This is a genomic window from Altererythrobacter sp. KTW20L, from assembly GCF_023501975.1.
Lineage (GTDB): Bacteria > Pseudomonadota > Alphaproteobacteria > Sphingomonadales > Sphingomonadaceae > Alteraurantiacibacter.
Genome location: NZ_JAMFLH010000003.1, coordinates 254340 through 273649, shown reverse-complemented (window position 1 = coordinate 273649; position 19310 = coordinate 254340). Strand labels below are relative to the sequence as shown.

Here is a 19310-nt window from a genome sequence, read left to right as displayed (position 1 = left end):
AAGCCTCCGTTAAAGATATTGACCACTCGGCCCTCAAATCCTGACTGGTTCGTTCGCAGTGCAGGGCTTGAAGTGTAGCGGGTACGGCCGACCACCATTTCATGGAGCCGATCGTCATCTATCGAGCGCAAAATGATCTGAATTATGGGACAGGAATAGCCCAGATTGTACATGACGATAGCACAACGACCCGAGGCTTCCTTAATTTCGTTGACGATTATGACGAGGGCTTGACCGTCAGGTGCGGTGCCCACTCACCCTTTTCGCACAGCGTAAGTCCGGAGACGGAAGCTTAATCCCACACGTTTGATCGGTGGAGATCTCTTTCAGCTTGCCAAATGTGCGCATATGCAGGGCGATTCCTTTCCTGAACGCAAATTTTATTTCAAACTTTCTGGGGCAAAAGGCAAATATTCCCGCCTGAGGATCATTCCAAACGCAAATGGCCTTCACACAGGATGACGTCAACCTCGCCGCCGCCCCTCACGCCTGATGATCCGAAGCTTGCGACCGGTCTTCGGATCATACTCTGCATCGATCCACCCCTTGCGAGACAGCGCAAATTCAAGAAACTGGGTGGTGCTGTCGACCTGGTCCCAAAACCGGCAGTTGGGTGCCGCAAGTAGCTCACGGCACCACTCCTGCAGCCACGGCGCCTCGTACGGAATAACGATCTTGCCGGCTTCCATCTGGCCGGTCTGGCCGATCAGGCGTTCCTCCTTGGAAATGTTGGCGCGCCACATGATGGGTCTGAACGGGCCTTCCACACTCAGTTCAGACCATAGTGATGAGCCGGTGCTGGCGTCCTCGATGATGACCATATCCGGCTGCCATTGGCGCCAGAGGCGGATCACCACCCGCTTGAGATCCCAATAGTTATGGCGTTCGCGCAAGACGTCGAGCAGATACCAGCGGCGATCGAGGTAGCCCCAGGTAGTGCAGACCGAATATGCACTGCCCGGTTCAGTACTTGCGGCCGTGTCCCAGCTCTGCACGACCTTGCTGAAGTGGTGCCGCGGCAAGAGTTCGTCATAACGCCCGAACCATTCAAGGCGAACGAGGTTGCCGCCCGGCGGGGTCGGGTCCTGCAGGAACTGACAATTGTAGTTGCGGGGCCCCATGTCGGTGCGCAGCTTCGCGAGTGCCGCCTGGCCAAAACGGACCGGATCAAGCAAATCGCCTGGCTGGAACACGTGGAACTTGCCACGACCGAGTGCAATCGTCTGCTGCGTCGGGGCAACCGCAGGAAGGTTGAGATGCGTCGCTCCGTTCTCCAGCATAACCGCCGAGAGATCATATTCATGGAGGCGCTGCTGGATTGAGATGATCACGCCAAGCTGCGGATTGTTCAGCCTGGTGCCGATGGTCCCACGATACCATTGTTCGACCCGCGCCCGCTCCGCCTCACTCCCAGCATCCTGCGCCTTCATGCAGTCGTCGAGAATAATGTAGTCGCCGCCGAAGCCGGTGGCGGTGCCACCAGTGGTCACCGCCATGCGAAAGCCTCCCTTGGTGGTGCGAAGGTCGAGCATCCGGGTTTGCTTGCGGTCGATCACGGTCCCGGGAAATGCTCGGCGATACTCGGGACTTTCCATGATCTTGCGCAGCTGCTGGTCATGCTGCCGGGCAAGATCCTCGTTGTAGGTACCGACGAGGATCTTGAGGGTCGGATCCTGTCCGAGCAGCCACGCGCAGAAACCGACCGCGGTGGTGATCGATTTGCCGAAGCGGGGCGGAACGTTGATGACCAGGCGGTGGACATCACCGGTGTAGGTTTGGTCAAGCGAGTGACAGATTGCCTGCAGGTACCAGGTGAGTTCGAGCGGCGGGTCACCGGGATGGAGTTGACGAAAAACTTCGCGCAGGAAGAACGGGAAGGAACGGCGCCAGATCTGGACGATGTCGATCATGAGCCCTCTCCCGCATCGCCGGGTTCATCCCCTGGCTGGATCCCAAGATCTGCCAGCACCTCGTCGCGCACCGTTTGATAGAACTCGTCGAAGGTCAGCCTGTCCGCTTCGTTATGGTCCCTGGCTGAGGCGGATGCGTCATGTTGATCCGGCGGCGACAACCGAAGCATGTCGGAAAGGATCTGCTTGCGTGCGTCCTTGCTCTTGCCTTCCATGGCGTCGCGCACAGTGGTGATTATCACCAGCTCGCCCTGGGTGACGGTCCTTTCCTTGCCGTCGATCCGTACCTTGCGCATCTTCGCAAGGTGCTTGCGCAGCATGACATCGTAGCTCATCGAGCCCTTGGGCCGGCCGGGTCCTGGTGTGCCGGAAAAGCGGGTGGCCATCGGAGTTCGGCAGAACCCGACCGGATAATCACCCGTTGGTTGCCATTTGCCGTTCTCGTCCTTTGTGGCTTTCGTTCGGCGAGTGCTCTTGTCCTCCTGCCGGGATGCCACACTCGACGGCGCTGGTTTGTCGGGCGGGACAGTCCCCGGAGACGGTTGCCGAACGGCACGGATGCGGGGGCGCGGATTGATCGCGGAACCGACTGGGGGATGCTCCCCAATCTTGCCACTTGGCTTGTCTGGCTGATCAGTCATGGTTCGACCTTCTCATTTTGAAGGGAACCGAGATCGTCGTGTTCTGAACACAGAAGCTACGGCCGACACGGTTCCCCGGATGGGGTGACCGAAGACCTTCCGTCCGGGAGGGCTTCAGCCGGTGTGTCGTGCGGGACCGCTGGCTTCCGTGAGAATGCGCGTAGTGCACGGCCGCGCGGGTATATCGCGACGGCGTCAACCTTCTATCCGGGAAGTGGGATCTACGCAAGACTGTTTCTAGGATATAGTTGCACAATATCAGTGCATTATGCCCGAGATTTGTTGTCAAGCGAAGTGGGGGCTCGCTCGGATGAGGTCTCGGCAAAGGTCTTGCCGGTACTCTCGAGCACCGCCGACTTCCCGGTCATGGCCTCCCAGCGCGCCACCGAGACATCGACGTAGCCCGGATCGATATCCATGCCGTAGGCAATCCGGCCGGTTCGCTCGGCAGCAAGGAGGGTCGTGCCCGAACCCATGAAGCTGTCGAGCACGATCTGGCCGCGGTTACTGACATCGCGGATGGCGTCGGCCACCAGCGGCACCGGTTTGGGCGTGGGGTGCGCGGTAAGCTGTTCCATCCGACCGCGGCCGAACGTATTGACGCCGGGGTACCGCCAAACATTTGTCCTGTAGCGCTTGAACTTGCCCAGCTGGACATTGTTGATGTGGCTGGCTTTCCCGTGCTTGGCGATAAACACTAGTTCGTGCTGCGAGCGTAGCAGGCTGCCCATCCCCCCGTTGCTCTTGACCCAGACCGCGAGATTGATGAGGTCGAGCCCAGCTTCCTCCATTGCCAGCTGAAGCGGTAGCGAACCGCGCCAGTCCATGCACATCGCAAGGATGGCTCCGTCAACCAGGTGCGGGGCGATGGCTTTCAGATTGGAGGCGTTGAAAGCCTGGAACTGGGCTTTGCTCATCTCGCCCGAGGCCATCGCGAACTCGCGATGCTGGACTTTACCCAGACCGCTGACATGGCCCTTTATGGGGACGTTATATGGACCATCCTGGAAGACCATGGTGGCCTGGTGCCCGGCCATCAGCACTGTGAAGTACTCATGATCAAGCGATGAACCCACGAGCAGCCGGTGTCCGTCCATCAGCCATAGGTCGCCCATCTGGCTGACCGGGTTGACGGGAGGTTCAGGGATGTCGGCATCCAGCGGATCGCGGGGGCCATCATCTGGCCCCCTCGCCGTGGCCGGTTCATCAACGATCATATCGATCTCGGGGTGTGCAAAGCCGGTGACCTCGATGCTGAACTCCAGCTCGATGGCGCTCAGCTCGTCAAACTCAAGCTTGAGCAGGTCTATGTCCCAGCCAGATAGCTCCGCCAGCTTGTTATCAGCGATCCGGTAGGCCTTCACTTTCTCCGGCGTCATATGCCTGGAGCGGAGTACCGGTACCGTCGTCAGGCCAAGCAGGCGTGCAGCTTCCCAGCGACCGTGGCCGGCAATGATCGTTCCGTCCTCATCGGCGATGATAGGGTTGGTAAAGCCGAAGGTCTCGATCGACTGTCCGATCAATGCCACCTGGCGTTCGCTGTGCGTGCGGGCGTTGCGCGCATAGGGGCGCAGCAGCTCTGGCGGGATCTGCTCGATGGGACCAAGGTCCGGTACGGCGAGCTTGCGGCTCGGGGTTTTCTTGCGGTTGGTAGATGCAGTCATGGCCTTGTCCTTCGAGGTGACCCGGGAGGGTCGTGGAAGGTGAGCCCGGACATGCATGATCCTTGTCGATCACACAGGCACGGTCTCACCGTGGTGGTCCTCTCGACAAGGAAGTCCATCATACGCGGACCGGTGAATGATGCCAATGTGGAATTTCCACGGCCACTGTCTCGACTCTGGACAGGCTCCCGCAGCCCCCCGAACGCTGAGCATCGTGCATTCCCGATTTGCAACGGCGTTGCCGGTGGGGATTTCCGGTTTGTTCGGGAGTTTATTCCCGTTTCTGGTTCACGGGAAATCTCCGCAATTATCGACCTAAGATCAGCTGGTTAAGAGCCCCAACAGTTCGGCAAAATGATTGAAATGCGGATATTCCCGTTAAATTGCCCTGAAAACGGGAAAAACAGGCTGGGAAATGGGAATTTGCATGGGAGACCGGTTCGCTCTGGACTGGGTCACGCGCCACACAGCCCAGACTCAGCCCTGAACTGCGCAACGTTAGAGTTTGAGCGGCGGCTGCAGCGACTCCGGCCAGATTCGCCTGACCGAAAGCTGTTCATGCCTCGACGGTGGCGCACCGCCTCCAACTGATTTTTGTTCCTATTGCCGCAGCACCCCGCGGAACAGGAGTCCGGCATGCTGCTGCGGTGGGTGAGCGGGTTGCAGCTAATTTGCTCGAATTGACCTCGATCCAATAGCGGCCCGCAAACTATGCTATAGTCTTCCTTCGCCACAGGGAGCCTGAACCATGCCGCAGATGATGAAAGCCGCCATATTTGCCGAGCCCGGTCGAATCGTGCTCGACGACAAGCCTGTCCCCGATGTGGGCCCGCTCGACGCGCTGATCAGGATCACCACGACCACGATCTGCGGCACCGACGTGCATATCCTCAAAGGCGAATACCCTGTCGCCAGGGGCCTGACTGTCGGCCACGAACCGGTCGGCGTGATCGAGAAGCTGGGGTCGGCGGTGCAAGGCTTTCGCGAAGGCCAGCGGGTGATTGCCGGGGCCATCACGCCCAGCGGCCACAGCGCCGCCTGCCTGTGCGGCCAGCATTCGCAGGACGGAGCAGGGACCAAGCACGGCTACAAGGCGATGGGGGGCTGGCGCTTTGGCAACACGATCGATGGGTCGCAGGCCGAATACCTGCTGGTGCCCGATGCCATGACCAACCTCGCGCCGATCCCCGACGGGTTGACCGACGAGCAGGTGCTGATGTGCCCCGATATCATGTCCACCGGCTTTTCGGGCGCTGAGCGCGGTCAGGTGCGGATTGGCGATACGGTGGCGGTCTTTGCCCAGGGGCCCATCGGCCTGTGCGCCACTGCCGGAGCCCGGCTCATGGGCGCGACCACGATCATCGCCGTGGAAGCGGTCCCGGCGCGCATGGAAATTGCCCGCCAGATGGGTGCCGACCACGTGGTGGATTTCAGCAAATGCGATCCGGTGGCCGAGATCATGCGGCTGACCGACGGTCGCGGGGTCGATGTCGCCATCGAGGCGCTGGGTCTGCAGCAGACCTTCAGCGCCGCCCTGCGCGTCCTGCGACCGGGCGGTAGGCTATCGTCGCTGGGGGTCTATTCAAGTGACCTGACCATCCCGCTCGATGCCTTTGCCGCTGGCCTGGGCGACCATACGATCACCACCGCGCTTTGCCCTGGCGGCAAGGAGCGGATGGGGCGGCTGATGGACGTAATCGCATCGCAGCGGCTCGATACCCGGCCGCTGGTGACGCACCGCTTCAAGCTGGACGATATCGAGGCGGCCTATGACCTGTTCGCCAACCAGCGCGATGGTGTGCTGAAAATCGCTCTTACTCCATGAGTGATCCGGTCGACGACATCCTCTCGCCGCCGCGCTGCATCGCCGATATCCTGGCTCTGGCGGCCAATCGCCCTTCGGTGCGCTGCGCGGTCGTCCACCCGTGCGACGCAGCATCGCTCGGGGGCGCGCTTGCGGCGGCGGACAGTGGCCTGATCGATCCGGTTCTGGTCGGCCCGGAAGCGAAGATCCGGACAGTAGCCGATGCCGCCGGGTTGGACATTTCGCCGTTCGAACTGGTCCCTGTCGAGCACAGTCATGCCGCAGCAGACGAGGCCTGCCGCCTTGCGCGCGACGGGAAGGTCGGCGCGATCATGAAGGGCAGCCTGCATACCGACGAACTGCTTGGCGCGGTGGTCGATCGCGACAACGGATTGCGGACCGACCGGCGGATGAGCCACGTGTTCATCTTCGAAGTACCGGATTACCCTCGGCTATTGCTGGTGAGCGATGCGGCGATCATCATAGCGCCCGATCTCGCCGCCAAGCGGGATATCGTCCAGAACGCTATCGACTGCGCCATCGCCCTTGGCATTCTCATGCCGCGCGTCGCGGTACTGGCGGCGGTCGAGACAGTGCATCCGGCAATGGTGGCAACCACCGATGCGGCCTCGCTCGCCAAGATGGCGCATCGCGGCCAGATTGTCGGCGGTCTGGTCGATGGGCCGCTGGCCTTTGACAACGCGATTTCGCCTGCTGCCGTGGCCACCAAGCACATCGTTTCCGAAGTAGCCGGCTGCGCCGACGTGCTAATTGCGCCCGATATCGAAGCGGGCAACATGATCGCCAAGCAGTTGACCTATTTTTCAGAAGCGCTGTCGGCCGGGATCGTGGTGGGGGCGCGGGTGCCGATCATCCTGACCAGCCGCGCGGACGATACGCCTACGCGCCTCGCGTCCTGCGCCGCAGCACTGCTTGTGGCGGCACACCAGCGGTTGAAGCCGCCGCGATGAGCGACCGCCTGCTGGTTCTCAACGCTGGTTCCTCCAGCCTGAAGTTTGCGCTTTTTGACGGCGGGGGCGCGTCGATGGCGCGGCTCGCGGAGGGTAGCCTTGCGCGGATGGGTTCGGCACCGCATCTGTCGTTAAGGGTGAACGGTACATCGGTCGAAACGCGCGCTGTTACCAGAGGTCCGGTCGATCTGCCCGCCGCAGCCACCTTGGTATTCGACGAGCTCGACCGGCTGGGCCTGCTCGAAGGAATAGCTGCTGTCGGCCATCGCATTGTCCACGGCGGCACCCTGTTTACTGGGCCTGTGAGGCTGGATGCCGAAGCGCTCGACCGGCTCGAACATCTGGTGCCGCTGGCACCGCTCCACCAGCCGCATAATCTGGCAATCGTCCGCTTTGCCGCAGAGCGGTTGCCGCAGGCTGTACAGATCGGCTGTTTTGACACCGCCTTCCACGCCGACCGACCCCGGCTCGACAAACTCTATGCGCTCCCCCGCGAGCTGACTGATCAGGGGATCATCGCCTATGGGTTCCACGGCCTGTCCTACGCCCATGTAGCGCAGACATTACGCGAACTTGATGGCCCACGAGCCGGAGGACGGTCAATCGTGGCCCATCTGGGCAGTGGTGCCAGCCTGTGCGCAATGGATCGCGGTGCCAGTGTCGCGACCACGATGGGCTTTTCGGCGCTCGACGGACTGATGATGGCGACCCGCTGCGGGGCCATCGATCCGGGCGTGCTGCTCCACCTGATGGATGACAAGGGCATGGACGCTGCCGCGCTGTCAGACCTGCTCTATAACCAATCCGGCCTGCTCGGCATGTCGGGCATTTCGGGCGACATGCAGGTGCTGCTGGAAAGCGCTGCACCGCAGGCGGCAGAGGCTGTTGACCTTTATCTGTACCGCGCCGTGCGCGCCATCGGGTCGCTGGTCGCCACGTTGGGCGGGCTGGATAGCCTGGTATTCACAGCCGGCGTCGGCGAGAATTCGCCTGTCATCCGCCAGCGGATATGCGCCGGCGCGGCATGGCTGGGGGTGGAAGTCGACGCGGCTGCCAACCAGGCGGGCTGGGGCGTGATATCCTTGCCCACCTCCCGCGTCACCGTTCACGTAATCCCTGCGGATGAGGAACTGGCGATTGCGCAAGGGATGGTTGCCTGCCTGGCCCAAACAGGGGAAGGTTGACCGATGAGTGATCGCGCCCCTCTTCCTGGCAATCCAGAACTCGAAGCAGCGCGGTTCCACGCGCTGGAAGCCGGTGAGGTGCTGCAGCAGCTCGAAGCGCAGGCCAACGGCCTTGAAGAGGCGGAGGCGCAGCGCAGGCTGGATCAATACGGCCCAAACCGGCTGCCGCAGGGTGCGCGACGCAGCGCCTTGATGCGGTTTGTCCTGCAGTTCCACAACCTGTTGATCTATGTCCTGATTGCCGCCGGGGTCCTGGCAGCTGCCATCGGCCATATGACCGATGCGCTGGTGATCGCTGCCGTCGTCCTGCTCAACGCTGCCATCGGCTTTGTTCAGGAAGGCCGCGCCGAAAACGCGATGGAGGCGATCCGCGCGATGATCGATCCGCACGCATCGGTGCTGCGCGGAGGCCAGCGGCTGACCATCGCCGCCGACGCGGTTGTCCCGGGCGACATCGTATTGCTCGAAGCAGGCGACCGGGTGCCTGCCGACCTGCGGCTGGTCAAGGCGAGCAGCATGAAGGCGGACGAAGCGATCCTGACCGGGGAATCGGTTCCGGTGGACAAGCAGGTGGCGCCCGTCGCCGCCGATGTGCCGCTGGGCGATCGCTTTTCCATGGCCTTTTCCGGAAGTTTCGTCGCCGCCGGGCAAGGGACGGGCGTTGTGGTCGCCACTGGCGCGCAGACCGAACTCGGCCGGATCAGCACCATGATCGGCAATGTCGAACAGCTTGCCACGCCGCTGATCAGGCAGATGAACCATTTCGCCCGCCAGGTAACCGTGGTGGTGCTCGGCATCGCCGTGCTGGTGTTCGGCTATGCCTGGCTGAGCGACAGCTACGCGATGGACGATGCCTTCATGGCGATGGTCGGGCTGGTTGTGGCTGCCATCCCCGAAGGCCTTCCGGCCGTAATGACCATCACGCTGGCCATCGGTGTCCAGCGCATGGCCCGGCGCAACGCGATTATCCGTCGCCTGCCTGCGGTGGAGACGCTGGGCGCGGTCTCGGTGATCTGTTCGGACAAGACCGGTACGCTGACCCGCAACGAGATGACCGTCGCCAGCCTGGTGACCGGCGATGGGGCGATCAGGGTCGATGGGGTCGGCTATGCCCCCACCGGCAGTTTCGCCGCCGATGATGGCGCGGCACTCGATCCCGCCGCCGAGCCGCTGCTCGAGGAGCTGACCCTAGCTGGCCTGCTGTGCAACGATGCATCGCTGCGGGAAGCCGAGGGGCGCTGGATTGTCGATGGCGATCCGATGGAGGGCGCGCTGGTGGCCCTGGCCGGCAAAGCCGGGCACCACGACGCGGCAGCGCGCGGCGAATTCGCCCGGCTGGCCGAAATCCCGTTCGATGCCCGGCACCGCTATATGGCAACGCTCAATGCGCGTGCCGGACACGATCCGCAGCTGTTCATCAAGGGTGCCCCGGAAGCAGTCATCGCGATGTGCGCTGACGTTGCGAGTGCTGGCGGCGCGCAACCCATCGACACGGCGCATTGGCTGGCGCAGGTCGATGCCCTTGCCGCGCTGGGCCAGCGGGTCATCGCGATTGCGCGGCGCGCGATGCCGCCCGGAACCGCCACCGTTTCGCACGAAGATGTGCTGGATAGCCCTACGCTGCTGGGTCTTGTAGGGCTGATCGACCCGCCCCGGCCCGAAGCGATCGACGCCATCGCGGACTGCCGAAGCGCGGGCATCAGGGTCAAGATGATCACCGGCGATCATGCCGTAACCGCCCGCGCCATCGCCATCCAGCTCGGCTTGGGCGACGATCCGCGCACGCTGACCGGCGATGATCTCGACAAGCTGGACGATGCCGCTTTCGATGCCGAAGCGCAGATGGCAGTGGTGTTCGCCCGCACCAATCCCGAACAGAAGCTGCGGCTGGTCGAAGCGCTCCAGCGGGATGGCTCGGTCATCTCCATGACCGGCGACGGGGTAAACGATGCCCCGGCCCTGAAGCGCGCCGACATAGGCGTATCGATGGGACAGAAGGGTACAGAGGCCGCCAAGGATGCCAGCGAGATGGTGCTGGCGGATGACAACTTCGCCTCTATCGTGGCGGCAGTGCGCGAAGGCCGCACCGTCTATGACAATCTGACCAAGGTCATTTCATGGACCCTGCCGACCAATGGCGGCGAAGCGCTGACCATTCTGGCCGCGATCCTGCTGGGCCTGACGCTGCCGATCACCCCGGTCCAGATCCTGTGGATCAACCTGGTCACCGCGGTGGCGCTGGGCCTGTCGCTGGCCTTCGAGCCGCCCGAGGAAGGGGTGATGCGCCGCCCACCGCGACCTGCGGGCCAGGCAATGCTGACCGGGCGATTGCTGTGGCGCATCGTGTTTGTTTCATTGCTGATGGTGGCGGGAACCTTCGGCATTTACGCCTACGCCACCGCAGAAGGCCTTGCCGTGGAGACTGCGCGCACAATGGCCGTCAACACGATCGTGGTGATGGAGATCTTCTACCTGTTCAGCGTGCGCTATGTGCATGGATCGTCGTTGACCTGGCAGGGGGTACTGGGCACGCCTGCGGTGTTGGGGGCAGTGGCCATCGTCATCGCGGCGCAACTGCTGTTCACCTATGCCCCGGTGATGCACCGCATCTTCGGAAGCCGCCCGGTGGCATGGGAAGACGGCATGATCATCATCGCCATCGGGGTGTTGCTGCTGGTAGTGGTGGAAGCGGAGAAATGGATTGCGCGACGCTTGGTAAAAAGCGCGTGACTGACCTGGGAGGAACTCAATGCTGAAAATACGGCAGGTGCCAATCGACACCCATCCGGAAAACACAGCTTTCCTGCTGCGGCACGGCAACGGCTATTCCGCCGAGCAATTCCAGGCCTTGCGCAAGATCCGTATTTCGGGACAAGGGCGGGAAATACTTGCCACCCTGGCCGTGACCGACGATCCCGCCATCATCGCGGCAGGTGAAATCGGGCTGGGTGAACAGGCCTTTCGCCGCATGGGCCTGGCCGAAGACAGCGAAGTGGAGATCGCCCAGGCCCGCCCGCCTGCCAGCCTCGAGCATGTCCGCCGCAAGATCGACGGGCATACCTTGAGCGACGGCGAGATTGCGGAAATCATCGGTGACATTGCCGTCTATCGCTATTCCCCGATGGAGATTGCCGCCTTCCTGGTGGCCTGCGCCGGATTCATGAGCACGGCCGAAACTCTGGCCCTGACACGGGCCATGGTCGATATCGGCAACAACCTCCACTGGGACGCCCCGCTGGTGGTCGACAAGCACTGCATCGGCGGCATTCCCGGCAATCGCACTTCGATGATCGTGATCCCGATCATCGCCGCCCATGGCCTCGTCTGCCCCAAAACCTCTTCACGGGCGATTACCTCGCCCAGCGGCACGGCCGATACGATGGAAGTGCTGGCCAATGTCGACCTGTCGGCAGAGCAAATGACCACCATCGTGGCGAAAGAAAATGCCGTGCTGGCCTGGGGCGGCCGGGTGAACCTGTCACCGGCGGACGACGTGCTGATTTCGGTCGAGCGGCCCCTGCGGCTGGACACGATCGAACAGATGGTAGCCTCGATCATCTCCAAGAAGGTTTCTGCCGGATCGACCCACCTGGTGATCGACATTCCGGTAGGTCCGACCGCCAAGATCCGCTCGCAGACCGATGCCGTTCGCCTGCGCAAGCTGTTTGAATATGTCGCGCGCCACATGGGGCTGGTGGTCAATGTGATCTTCACCGATGGCTCCCAGCCGGTCGGTCGCGGCATCGGCCCGGTGCTGGAAGCACGTGATGTGATGGCCGTGTTGCGCAACGAACCCGACGCACCTGAAGACCTGCGCGATCGGTCCCTGGCTTTGGCCGGGCACGTGCTGGATTTCGATCCCGCGATCGAGGGCGGCAAGGGCTTTGCCCGCGCGCTTGAACTGCTGGCCTCGGGTGCGGCGCTGGCCGCGATGGAGCGCCTGATCGACGCCCAGGGGCGCGCCAGCGCTGTTCTTGCGGCAGGCTCGCTGAAGCATGAGATCAAGGCCCCCAAGGGTGGCCGCGTGGCCAGCATCGATTGCGAGCGGATTGCGCGGGTTGCCCGGCAGGCGGGGGCTCCGCTCGACAAGGGCGCGGGCATCGACCTGCTGCACAAGGTTGGCGCGATGGTCCGCAGTGGCGAGGCGCTCTACCGCATTCATGCCAATACGCAGGCGGGGCTGGATTTCGCCGCCGATCTGGCCGCCGAAGATTCCGGCTACGAGATCGCCTGATGGCCGCCATCGTCCACTATTTCGATGAATGCGCCACGCCAGCCCTGCGCCTGGCCGAAGCGTTGGGTGCGACAGCCGGGGCTATTGAGGTCCATCGCTTCCCCGACGGTGAAAGCAGGGTGCGGGTGGCCCCCTCGGCTTCCGCCGCGATCCTCTACCGCTCGCTCGACAATCCCAATGCCAGGCTGGTGGAAGTCTTGCTGGCTGCATCGGCCTTGCGCGACAACGGAGCTGGCCAAGTGATCCTGGTCGCGCCCTACCTCGGCTATATGCGGCAGGACATTGCTTTCCGGCCCGGCGAAGCGGTGAGTCAGCGGGTGATCGGGGCCTTGTTGGCGGACCATTTCGACGGTGTGCTGACAGTCGATCCGCACCTCCACCGCATCGCTTCATTGGGGGAGGTCATGCCGGGCATTCCCGCCGTGGCAATTTCTGCCTGCCCCCTGCTGGCGCAGTCTCTGACCGGTGTTGCGAATCCGGTGCTGGTCGGACCCGACAGCGAATCGCGCCAATGGGTTTCCGCCCTAGCCGATGCCGCCGGTCTGCAATTCCTCATCGGGGAAAAGCAGCGCCATGGCGATCGCGCGGTTTCCATCCGCTTCGACGGGATCGAGCAATTCGCCGGTCGCAACTTCGTGCTGGTCGATGATCTCATCTCGAGCGGGGAGACACTGGCCCAGGCCGCCCGCCATTTGCATGGGGCGGGAGCAGCAACAGTCGATGCCATGGCCACGCATTGCCTGGCCGGGCCGGATGACCTCGCCCGGCTGCGCGCGGCAGGCATCGCTTCGGTCAGGGCCACCGATACCGTGGCCGGTCCTTGCGCCGACATCGCCATTGCCGGGCTGCTGGCAGAAACAATCACCGCATACGGCTGGGCCGGGAACGAGGCAGAATGACCGATACGAAACTCACTCTCAAATTCCACGGCGCGGCGCAGACCGTGACCGGTTCCTGCATGGAATTCCGGCTGGGCGACCGGGCCGTGCTGGTGGACTGCGGGATGTTCCAAGGCTCACGCACGCTCGAACACCTGAATGTCGAGCCATTCGCCTTCGACGCGTCATCGATCGACGCGGTAATCCTGACTCATGCCCATATCGACCACAGCGGCATGGTGCCCAAGCTGGTAAACCAGGGCTTCAAAGGCGAGATCTGGTGCACCGGGGAAACGGTGGACCTGCTGGAACACATGCTGGCCGATTCCGGCCGCATCCAGGAATTCGAGGCGGAGCGGCGCAACCGGCGGCGCGACCGGGCGGGCGATGCTCCGTTTGCCCCTGCCTATACCGCCGACGACGCCATGCGGGCATGGGAGCGATGCCGGGCCGTGCGGCAGGAGGAGTGGTTCGAACCCGCGCCGGGCTTCCGCGCCCGGTTGTGGAACGCCGGGCATATCCTTGGTGCAGCTTCCGTTGAACTGGAGGCAGGCGGCACGCGGGTGATCTGTTCGGGCGATCTGGGGCCTGATAACAAGGCCTTCTACCACGATCCACACGGCCCCGCCGGTTTCGACCATGTGGTCTGCGAGGCAACCTATGGCAACCGCGAGCGCGAGCGGGTGACGCTGGACGAGCGACGGCAGGTGCTGGAAGCCGAGGTGCTGGCCGCCAAGGCGCGCGGCGGCAATCTCGTCATCCCGATCTTCGCCCTGGAACGCACGCAAGAACTGCTGCTCGACCTTGGCGCCCTGATCGACAGCGGACGGATCCCGCACACCCACGTCTTCGTCGATTCGCCGCTGGCCAACCGCGTTACCGGCGTGTTCGAACGCTATGCCCATGGGCTGGAGGACACCGGCGGCCGCAACATCTTCGACCATCCGGCGTTCAATTTCGTCAACGATGTGGCCGAATCAATCCGCCTCAATTCGATCAGCGGCGCGGTCATCATGGCCGCCTCGGGCATGTGCGAGGCCGGGCGCATCCGCCACCACCTGATCCACAACCTGCACCGCAAGGATGCAACCGTGCTGTTCGTCGGCTTCCAGGCCCAGGGCTCGCTGGGACGGGTTATCCTGGAAGGGGCGGAGAACGTGCGGATTTCCGGCCAGGATGTGCGGGTGCGCGCGCAAATCCGCCAGATCGACAGCTATTCAGCCCATGCCGACCAGTCCGAACTGGTTGAATGGATCGGTGAACGCATGCCGATTGCCGGAAGCCTGTTCCTCGACCACGGTGAGACTGAGGCAGTCGAGGCGCTACGCCGCGTACTGCAACGCGAGATTCCGGATTTGGAGGTTCGCTTGCCCCATATCGGGGAGCGCTTCGAACTTCCTTCAGGCAGGCACGCCAAACGGATCGAGACCGGCCGCGCCGACCTTGCCCATGCCACCGGGCGCGACTGGCAGAACGCCTATGCCGACCTGTCCACCACGCTGAAGGCCCGCCTCGCCCGGATGCAGGATGACAGGGAGCGCGAGAAAGCCATGGCCAAGATGCGCGCCGTGCTCGATTCCTATGACGAAGCCAAATCCCGGCGTCGTGCTGCCAGCCGTCCGAAGCACTGAAGGAGCAAGCCGGGCAGAAGACACCATGCAACGAGAACCTCCAGCACCCGCAGCAAACTCACCCGCAGTAACCTGATCCACGGACCGTCGCCAATCGGGACGCGACCCGCAAGCCATGCAAGGAAACGTGCCCGATCTGGTATTGCACAAGCGGGGGCGGCGTTCCTTGAATGCCGCTGAATACCGGAACGGCATTTGACGAGGACTGCAGAAATGACTTCTGGCGCACTCGAAGAAGTTGAACTCAAGCTAGAACTGAGCAGCGAGGCAGCTGACGCTCTTGACGCAGCCAGGCTCTTCGGTGCCGCCCAGGATACCGTTCGTCAGCGCACGATCTACTTCGACACGCCGAAACACGAACTTGCTAAGGAGGGGCTTTCCCTGCGCATTCGGCGTGTTGGCACGAAGCGCGTGCAAACGGTCAAACGGGATGCCGGTGCCGCAGCGGGCCTCTTCACGCGTCAGGAGTGGGAATGCGGCGTCAAGGACGATCACCCCCTTCTCGAAGGCTCGAACCCAATCGCGGGCTTGCTCAAAGATCGCATCGCCGATCTCGCCCCGGTTTTTGCCATCGAGAATGAGCGACGGATCTGGCAAGTGGACGGGATCGAGATTGCTATCGATCGCGGACACATCATCGCGGGCGAGCGCGAGTCATTCTTTTGCGAGGTCGAGCTCGAACAGAAGTCCGGTGACTTTGCCACTCTGTTCGCCCTTTCGCGACGGATTGCGAAGGCCGCGCCGGTGCGGCTTGGTGTGTTGAGCAAGGCGGAGCGTGGCTACCGCCTGCTTGGTCCTCTGCCCGGGGCCACCAAGGCCGAGCCGATTGTGCTGGCTCCGGACATGACTGCTGCCGGGGCATTCCAGGTGATCGTCCGTTCCTGCATCAGGCAGTTCCGGCTTAATGAACCGCTGATCCTTGAGAACCAGGATCCCGAGGCCGTGCATCAGGCCCGCGTGGCCTTGCGCCGTCTGCGCTCGGCCTTCTCGATCCACCGTGCCATGCTGACCGATGAAAGGTCTGCTGCCCTGGTTGGCGAGGTGCGCTGGCTGGCGGGCGTTTTGGGGGAGGCGCGCGATCTTGATGTGCTGGTCGAACGTTCTTGCGAAGGGTCGCTGCGCGAGCGACTGATTGAAGAGAGGGCAAATGCCTATACCAAGGCAGTCCACTCGCTATCGACTGCCCGGTCGAGGAAGCTCATGCTCGATCTTGCCGAATGGCTTGCCGTCGGGGAATGGGAGAAGCGGCCTGATCCCGGCGCCCTTGACCTGTCAGTCCGCGAGGTCGCATCAGCAGCGCTGGACCGATACCATCGCAAGGTCAGGAAAGGTGGGCGCTGCCTTGAACAATTGGACGACCCTGCACGGCACGAGGTTCGCAAGGCGGCCAAGAAGCTGCACTATGCGGCGGATTTCTTCGCGTCACTCTTTGTCCAAAAGCACGAGCTGCGCCGCCACCGGAAGTTCATGCAGGCGCTGAAGGATCTTCAGGATCAGCTCGGTGCCCTCAATGATCTTGCAACCGGACCAGCGTTGCTTGCGCGGCTCGACCTGGCAGACCACCCACAAGCTCCTGCCCTGTTCCGGAAGAAGGACAAGCATCGCCTCCTTGCGGCAGCCGCCGATTCCATCGAAGTCCTGCTTGATGCGAAGCGTTTTTGGCGGTGAGGGGAAGGGCGAGGTGGGGCCAATGGACTGACCCCGGCGTTGTTCATCCTAAGCAATTGTCGACCGATCCCGGACTTGCGCCCGGGATCGGTCGATCCCGGACTTGCGCCCGGTTCGAAGCAGCAAACCGTCTTCGTCGATATGGGCTGGCAACGGAGGAACGGGGCCCAGGGTTGCCTGTAACCCCGGGCCCCGACCATCAGAACCGATTGCGCAGGCTCAACGCAACTTCTCGCGGACGGCCGGGTTGGCCGTTGACGTAGAACGTGGCAAATTTGTTCAGGTAATGGAACTTGTCGAACAGGTTGGTGGCTTCCAGGGCAACCGACCATTCCTCGTCCGGTGAACGATAGGTCAGGCGGGCATTGACCAGCGTGTAGCTGTCCACCGTGACGTTCGGATCGCAGTTGAAATTGCCGCAATAGCCGGGCGTGTAGTTCACATCGATGCGCGGGGTGAGCGAACCGACATTGTCGCCCAGCCAGGCTTCGTACTGGATGCCTGCGCTCCACTTGAATTCGCCGATACCGGGGCGCTTGGCTCCGGCAATGATGGCGGTCGTGGGATAGTTGATCGACGTGAATTCGAAATCCGTGAGGCTCATTGCCCCGTCGATCGACAGGCCGGCGACCGGGCGGATGGTGGTTTCCAGTTCGAACCCGCGCACCCGTGCATCGCCGATGTTCAGGTACTGGCCGCACAGGCCGGGCACGCCGCCCGCATCGACCGGCAGGGGCTGGTCGTCGAGCCCCAGGCAAGTGGTGGGCGTGCCCTGGTAGCCAGAGTAGTCCATGTGGAAGAGGCTGCCGTTCAATCGCATGGCACGATCGAAAGGTTCGGCCTTGAAGCCGACTTCGTAGGCCCTCAGCTTTTCGGCGCCGAACGGGCGGATCTGCTGGAAGACATAGGGCCGCGGCGCCACGCCGCCGCCCTTGAAGCCGGTCGAAAACTGGCCATAGACCATCAGGTCGTCGGTCACCTGGTAGGACGCCGCGGCGCGGTAATCGGTGATCGTTTCCTCGTAAATGCCGACAAACCCGGTCAGCGGATTGCCCGGATTGCTCAGCGGCAGGTAGTCGCCGTTGCCGTCCGGGTTCAGGCGGTTGTAGAGGTATTCCTTGTTCTCGTGGCTTATCCGCAAGCCGCCTTCCACCGTCAGCCTGTCAGTCAGGGCAAAGGCGACATTGGCGAAGCCCGCATAGGAGGTGAGATCTGCCGTGTCGTCGTTGATGAACGAGAAGCAGGGTGTGGCAGCCGCGCAGAAGCCCGAGAACGGCGTATGGATCCGCGCGTTGTAGCGGGTGGCGGCGTCATAGTAAAATGCCCCCAGGACTACATCGAGGCGATCGTCGAGGAACACGCCGTTGAGACGCAATTCCTGGCTGAACTGTTCGTGCGAATAGTCGGAATCGTCCATGATGAACACGATCGGCGAATGGTCGTTGTCCGATCCGGTTTCGCTGAACATGTGGCGATAGCCGGTTATCGACTTGAGCGCGATGTTGTCCGATAGCTCGATGTCGATCGTGGCCGAAAGGCCCCAGGCTTCTGCTCCGCCTGCCGAAGGAGCGATAAACGGCCCGAGCGAGTCGCCTGCAATATAGCCCGACGGCGGGCCCGGAGGGGCACCGATGGCCGAATGCATTACGCCCGGATCGAAGAAGTTGGCATAGCTGGCGTAGGGATCGTTGAGCACCGAATTGGCCCGGCGATAGGTCCCGTAGGTCACGAAGCGGTCATCGTAGGCCGCGCCCTGGTAGGGAATCGACAGGCCCGACCGGTTCACCGGAGCAGCCGAACCGGCATTGGCCGATTCTGCGCTGGCGATCAGGACCGAGGCCTGGGTTTCCGAGGAGTCCTTGGTGTAATCGGCCACCAGGTTCACTTCCCACGGGCTATCCACAGGTGCGATCCGCAGCGATCCGCGAACGGCGTACATCTGCTGGTTGCCCATTTCACCCAGCACGCAGTCTCCGCCTGAAGCCAGGCTGGGGAGGGCGCCGGAAACCACATCGGGATCGGTCGGGTTGAGGCAGCCATAGTCATAGCGGGTGACATGGCCATCGCGATTGCGGGTAACGCCGGTGATACGCGCAAACACCGCGTCCGGCACGATCGAGAAGTCCGCGCTGGCCTTCACGTCGACCCGGCCCATCGTGCCGACCGTTGCCTCGACATAGCCGCCTTCGCCTTCGGGCTTGCGGGAATAGACCTTGATCGCCCCGCCCAGCGTGTTCATGCCGGCAAGCGTACCCTGCGGTCCGCGCAGGACTTCGATCCGTTCCAGATCGGTGAGGTCGAAGGCGCTGGCCAGGACCGTGCCATAATAGATATCGTCGATATAAGTGCCCACGCCCGGCTCGACCGAGGGGCTCTGATCTGACTGGCCGACGCCGCGAATGAAAACGCGTACGGAATTGCCCTGGCCGGCCGGATTTCTTTGCAGCAGTAGGTTGGGCACCTGGGCCGCGATATCGGTCAGCGTGGTCTGGCTGCGCGCCTCGAGCTGCTCACCGCTGACAGCGGTAATGGACAGCGGGATGTCCTGCAGGTTCTGTTCGCGCAGCTGTGCGGTCACGACGATCACGTCATTTTCGGATTCTGTGCCCGACTGCGCCAGCGCGGGAACGGCCGTCATGGCCAGGCCGACGGCCAACGCGGGGCCCGAAATGCGCAATAGCAGACCTGCACGGCGACCCGTGAAAACTCTTCTGGACATCGATAT

The 19310-nt window shown here is 62.8% G+C and carries 13 protein-coding genes; 8 read left to right on the top strand and 5 right to left on the bottom strand.

Annotated elements, in window-relative coordinates; genetic code table 11:
- The 4 genes from M3P36_RS04415 to M3P36_RS04400 form a co-directional block, all read right to left on the bottom strand.
- On the bottom strand, window positions 1-254 hold a 254-nt coding region (locus M3P36_RS04415), incomplete at its 3' end, for a hypothetical protein (protein WP_249701579.1).
- Window positions 255-464: 210 nt separating this feature from the next.
- Window positions 465-1910, bottom strand: coding sequence for a phage terminase large subunit (terL, locus tag M3P36_RS04410; RefSeq protein WP_249701562.1), 1446 nt, complete (start codon window positions 1908-1910; stop codon window positions 465-467).
- Window positions 1907-2296, bottom strand: coding sequence for a DUF5681 domain-containing protein (locus tag M3P36_RS04405; RefSeq protein WP_283773333.1), 390 nt, complete (start codon window positions 2294-2296; stop codon window positions 1907-1909). Before M3P36_RS04405 ends, terL begins: the two co-directional genes overlap by 4 nt.
- 521 nt (window positions 2297-2817) lie before the next feature.
- A complete protein-coding gene (locus M3P36_RS04400; protein WP_249701547.1) occupies window positions 2818-4215 on the bottom strand; it encodes a site-specific DNA-methyltransferase in 1398 nt (465 codons plus the stop codon).
- A 748-nt stretch (window positions 4216-4963) separates the two neighbouring features.
- On the opposite strand from M3P36_RS04400, the gene M3P36_RS04395 reads away from it, so the two are divergent.
- From M3P36_RS04395 to M3P36_RS04360, 8 genes are all read left to right on the top strand, one after another.
- Window positions 4964-6040: an NAD(P)-dependent alcohol dehydrogenase gene (locus tag M3P36_RS04395; RefSeq protein WP_249701537.1), complete on the top strand. Its 1077-nt coding sequence runs from the start codon at window positions 4964-4966 to the stop codon at window positions 6038-6040.
- The gene (locus M3P36_RS04390; RefSeq protein WP_249701523.1) at window positions 6037-6990 is read left to right on the top strand and encodes a bifunctional enoyl-CoA hydratase/phosphate acetyltransferase; all 954 of its coding nucleotides are present in this window, start codon (window positions 6037-6039) and stop codon (window positions 6988-6990) included. Before M3P36_RS04395 ends, M3P36_RS04390 begins: the two co-directional genes overlap by 4 nt.
- Window positions 6987-8174 carry an acetate/propionate family kinase gene (locus tag M3P36_RS04385; RefSeq protein WP_249701513.1) on the top strand — a complete coding sequence of 396 codons (1188 nt, stop codon included), beginning with the start codon at window positions 6987-6989 and terminating at the stop codon, window positions 8172-8174. Before M3P36_RS04390 ends, M3P36_RS04385 begins: the two co-directional genes overlap by 4 nt.
- Window positions 8175-8177: 3 nt before the next feature.
- The gene (locus M3P36_RS04380) at window positions 8178-10904 is read left to right on the top strand and encodes a cation-transporting P-type ATPase (RefSeq protein ID WP_249701509.1); all 2727 of its coding nucleotides are present in this window, start codon (window positions 8178-8180) and stop codon (window positions 10902-10904) included.
- Window positions 10905-10923: 19 nt separating this feature from the next.
- Window positions 10924-12408, top strand: a complete 1485-nt coding sequence (locus tag M3P36_RS04375) for a thymidine phosphorylase family protein (protein ID WP_249701492.1) — start codon at window positions 10924-10926, stop codon at window positions 12406-12408.
- Window positions 12408-13307 (top strand): ribose-phosphate diphosphokinase, encoded by a 900-nt coding sequence (locus M3P36_RS04370; protein WP_249701490.1) that lies wholly within the window; start codon window positions 12408-12410, stop codon window positions 13305-13307. The genes M3P36_RS04375 and M3P36_RS04370 overlap by 1 nt, the downstream gene beginning before the upstream one ends.
- Window positions 13304-14917 (top strand): MBL fold metallo-hydrolase, encoded by a 1614-nt coding sequence (locus tag M3P36_RS04365; RefSeq protein WP_249701489.1) that lies wholly within the window; start codon window positions 13304-13306, stop codon window positions 14915-14917. Before M3P36_RS04370 ends, M3P36_RS04365 begins: the two co-directional genes overlap by 4 nt.
- Before the next feature lie 213 nt (window positions 14918-15130).
- Window positions 15131-16585, top strand: coding sequence for a CYTH and CHAD domain-containing protein (locus tag M3P36_RS04360; RefSeq protein WP_249701486.1), 1455 nt, complete (start codon window positions 15131-15133; stop codon window positions 16583-16585).
- A 199-nt stretch (window positions 16586-16784) separates the two neighbouring features.
- Here the strand turns inward: M3P36_RS04360 and M3P36_RS04355 are convergent, their stop codons facing one another.
- Window positions 16785-19223: a TonB-dependent receptor gene (locus tag M3P36_RS04355; RefSeq protein WP_249701467.1), complete on the bottom strand. Its 2439-nt coding sequence runs from the start codon at window positions 19221-19223 to the stop codon at window positions 16785-16787.
- Window positions 19224-19310 lie beyond the last annotated feature (87 nt).